Source organism: Frankia sp. CoBUL1 (genome assembly GCF_978021245.1).
In genome coordinates this window covers 17,843-21,312 of the sequence record NZ_CDXDOS010000038.1, presented here as the reverse complement: position 1 = coordinate 21,312, position 3,470 = coordinate 17,843, and the positions used below count along the sequence as shown (strand labels likewise).

Below are 3,470 nucleotides of genomic sequence, written 5' to 3'. Positions count from 1 at the left end.
CCAACATCCTCATCAGGACAGGGTGCCGGCGCAAGCCGGCATGATCACTTACCTGAACGGGAAACCGGGAGGGGACAAGAGCATGGCGGGAAAGCGCGGGGTGCCGTGAAGGCGCCGAAGGCACGGCCGTGCAAGGCCCGCGTGATACGGCGAAGGCCATACTGCTTGAAGCCCAGTCTCCAGCGGTGCAAACGTCACACCTCCCGACACGGCGTCTGTCGTCGGGGCCGCCGGCATAGGAGTGATTCCGACTTTCGTCGCTCTGAACCCTTCCGGCCGGTGGGCGACGGGCAGCGAGCTCGTTCAAGGGGACGGACCGGGACGCCTACGTCACGCTCGATACGTCTGGCGCATGAGGAATTCGGGATGGCCTACGGGGCGCGAGCCCTAGGGCTACGGAGGGTCCGTAGTAGTCGCGGGAGTCACGCCCTGCCTCGGAGGACGGGAGAGCCGTCTACATGGGCGAAGGGACCCAGGTGCTTGGATCGACAAGGACGGTGAGGTACGCGAGATGCGGGATGCCGCAACCGTGCTGGAGATCATTCGTGAACGCGGCAGGAGAGGGCTGCCGTTGGAAAGGGTCTACCGGTGTCTGTTCAATCCGGACCTGTTCCTGCTCGCCTATGGGAAGATCTACCGCAACAAGGGGGCTATGACCGCCGGGGCCACCGGCGAGACTGTGGATGGCATGAGCCTCGGTAAGATCGAGGCCATTATCGATGGCGCTCCGGGCGGAGCGTTACCGATGGACCCCAGTTCGGCGCACCTACATCGAGAAGAAGAACTCGGTCCGGTGCTACCCGACCTGTTATGCCGGGTAGCACCGGCTACCCGGTGGAGCGGGCGACGGGAATCGAACCCGCGTTGCAAGCTTGGGAAGCTCGTGTTCTGCCTCTGAACTACGCCCGCGTAGCGCATTCGCATCGTACCGGACGGACCAGGTCGGGTGGGGCCCCGGGCCGTCCGGCGCGTCCGGAGTCAGCCGTCGATGCTGTTGACGGAACCGCTAGGGCCGGTAGGACCGATACGGCCGCCGGTCCCGGGCAGGCGCAGGAAGCGCAGCGACTCCCGGCCCGGGGGCTGCTTCGGCCGTTCCAGGACGGGCGTCGGCGGGACCTCCATGCTGACCGGCTGGCCAGGAACCACCCGGACGGTCTTGCCGTGGTGCAGCAACGTCATCGCCGGCCCCACGGGGACGGTGTAGACAGCCATCGAGTCGGAGACCTCCACCCGCAGGTGCCGCCCACGGACACAGAGCCCGAAGGCCAGCCTGCTCAGTCCCTCGGGCAACCGCGGCGCGAACGAGATCACCTCACCGCCGTCACGCAGCCCACCGAAGCCCTCGACGAGGGCGATCCAGCTTCCCGCGAGGGAGGCCATGTGCAGCCCATCTCCGGTGTTGTGCTCGATGTCATGCAGATCCATCAGGGCGGCTTCGCGCAGATAGTCATAGGCGAGCGACAGGTGCCCACACTCAGCGGCCAGCACCGCCTGGGAGCATGCCGACAGTGACGAGTCCCGAACCGTCAGAGCTTCGTAGTAGGCGAAGTTGCGGATCTTCTCGTCCATCGTGAAGGCGTCACCCCGGCGCTGCATCGCCAGGACCAGGTCCGCCTGCTTGACGACCTGCTTGCGGTAGAGGTCGAAGTACGGGAAGTGCAGCAGCAGAGGGTACTGCTCGGGCGCGGTGTTCGCGAAGTCCCAGACCTGGTGTTCGGTGAATCCCTCGGACTGCGGATGGACGCCGAGATGGGGGTCGTAGGGGATGAACATGTTCTCGGCCGCGTCCCGCCAGGACGCCGTGACCTCGGCGTCCACGCCCAGCTCGGCGGCCCGGTCGGGATGGCGGCGGGCGGCGTCCGCCGCGGCCACAAGGTTCCGCTGCGCCATCAGGTTCGTGTAGACGTTGTTGTCGGCGATGGCCGAGTACTCGTCCGGGCCCGTGACACCGTCGATCCGGAAGCGGCCGTCGAGGTCGTGATGTCCCAGCGACCGCCACAGCCGGGCGGTCTCGATCAGGATCTCCAGCCCCACCGTGCGCTCGAACCGCTCGTCCCCGGTGATGGTGACGTAGCGGGCGACCGCGTCGGCGATGTCGGCGTTGACGTGGAAGGCGGCCGTCCCGGCTGGCCAGTATCCGGAGCACTCCTCTCCGTGGATGGTACGCCAGGGGAAGACGGCGCCCTTCAGATTGAGCAGATCGGCTCGTTCCCTGGCCAGCGGCAGAGTCGCGTACCGCCAGCGCAGCGCGTCGGCGGCCGCGTCGGGCGCGGTGTACGTCAGGACGGGGAGCACGTACGACTCGGAGTCCCAGAAGGCGTGCCCGTCGTAGCCGGGGCCGGTCAGGCCCTTGGCCGGGATCGCCCGCCGCTCGGCCCGCGATCCCGCCTGCAGGACGTGGAACAGCGCGAAGCGAACGGCCTGCTGCACCTCCGGGTCGCCGTCGACCTCGACGTCGGCCCGCTTCCAGAAGGCATCCAGGTACTGCCGCTGCTCGGCGACGAGACCGGGCCACCCGGTCTGCCGCGCTGCGACCAGCGCCGCGGCCGCTTGGTCTCTGAGGGCCGGCAGGGACCGTTGCTCCGACCAGCCGTAGGCGATGAACTTGACCATCCGCAGCTTCTCGCCCGGGGCGAGTACCGCCGTGGCCGTCACCCGGCCGGCGTCCGGCTCGCTCTCCGAGGAGACACCCAGCGAGTCCGGCCCGGCGAACTCGTGGTCCATGGCCGCGGCGACACGGATCTCGCTGCGGTGGGTGATGTGGACGAGCTCAACCATCGTGCCGCTCGCCCGATGGCGCTCGGATCGCAGCGGCGACTCCAGCGCGGACGCGGCCCGCGGGTCACCGTGCCAGGCCGGCAGCTGCTCGTTGGCCACCAGCTCCGACTGGATGACGACCCGCGCCGGGTCGCCCACCGGCTCGATCTCGTAGTACACGGCCGCGATGGAACGCTGCGAGAACGACACCAGCCGCTCGGAGTGCACCCGGATGGTCTGCCCCGCCGGCGAGACCCATTCCGCGTCCCGCCGGAGCACGCCCTCCCGGAAGTCGATCGCCCGCTGATGCGACCGCAGATCGCCATAGCGGATGTCAAACGGCTCGTCGTCGACAAGTAGACGGATCACCTTGCCGTTGGTGACGTTGATGACCGTCTGGCCGGACTCGGGATATCCGTAGCCGGCCTCGGCATAGGGCAGGGGCCGCAGCTCGTGGACCGAGTTCAGGTAGGTGCCCGGCAGGCCGTGCGGATCGCCCTCGTCGAGGTTTCCCCGGAGCCCGATATGGCCGTTGGACAGGGCGAACAATGACTCGGACCGGCCCAGATCGGAGATGTCGAGACCGGACTCCTGGATGGACCACGGCTCGATCAGATAGGACGCTTTGTCGATCATGCGGGGCCGGGCCCGGAGCCGTGGCCGAGCAGATCCGCCAGGTCGTTCACCACGATGTCGGCCCCGTGGGCGCGCAA

General features: G+C 68.2%; 1 protein-coding gene, 1 tRNA gene and 1 pseudogene. 1 reads left to right on the top strand and 2 read right to left on the bottom strand.

Annotated features, from left to right (window positions below):
* Positions 1-511: 511 nt before the first annotated feature.
* A pseudogene (locus AC08OX_RS05615) lies at positions 512-785 on the top strand (maturase); the annotation flags it as partial.
* A gap of 50 nt (positions 786-835) precedes the next feature.
* On the opposite strand, the gene AC08OX_RS05610 reads toward AC08OX_RS05615, so the two are convergent.
* Both AC08OX_RS05610 and AC08OX_RS05605 read right to left on the bottom strand, forming a co-directional pair.
* A tRNA-Gly gene (locus AC08OX_RS05610) sits at positions 836-909 on the bottom strand.
* A gap of 69 nt (positions 910-978) precedes the next feature.
* Positions 979-3,393 (bottom strand): glycoside hydrolase family 65 protein, encoded by a 2,415-nt coding sequence (locus AC08OX_RS05605; RefSeq protein WP_476606832.1) that lies wholly within the window; start codon positions 3,391-3,393, stop codon positions 979-981.
* Positions 3,394-3,470: the final 77 nt, after the last annotated feature.

Coding starts and splice junctions, on each gene's coding strand:
- AC08OX_RS05605 (WP_476606832.1), bottom strand. CDS start 3,393: ATGATCGACAAAGCGTCCTATCTGATCGAGCCGTGGTCCATCCAGGAG.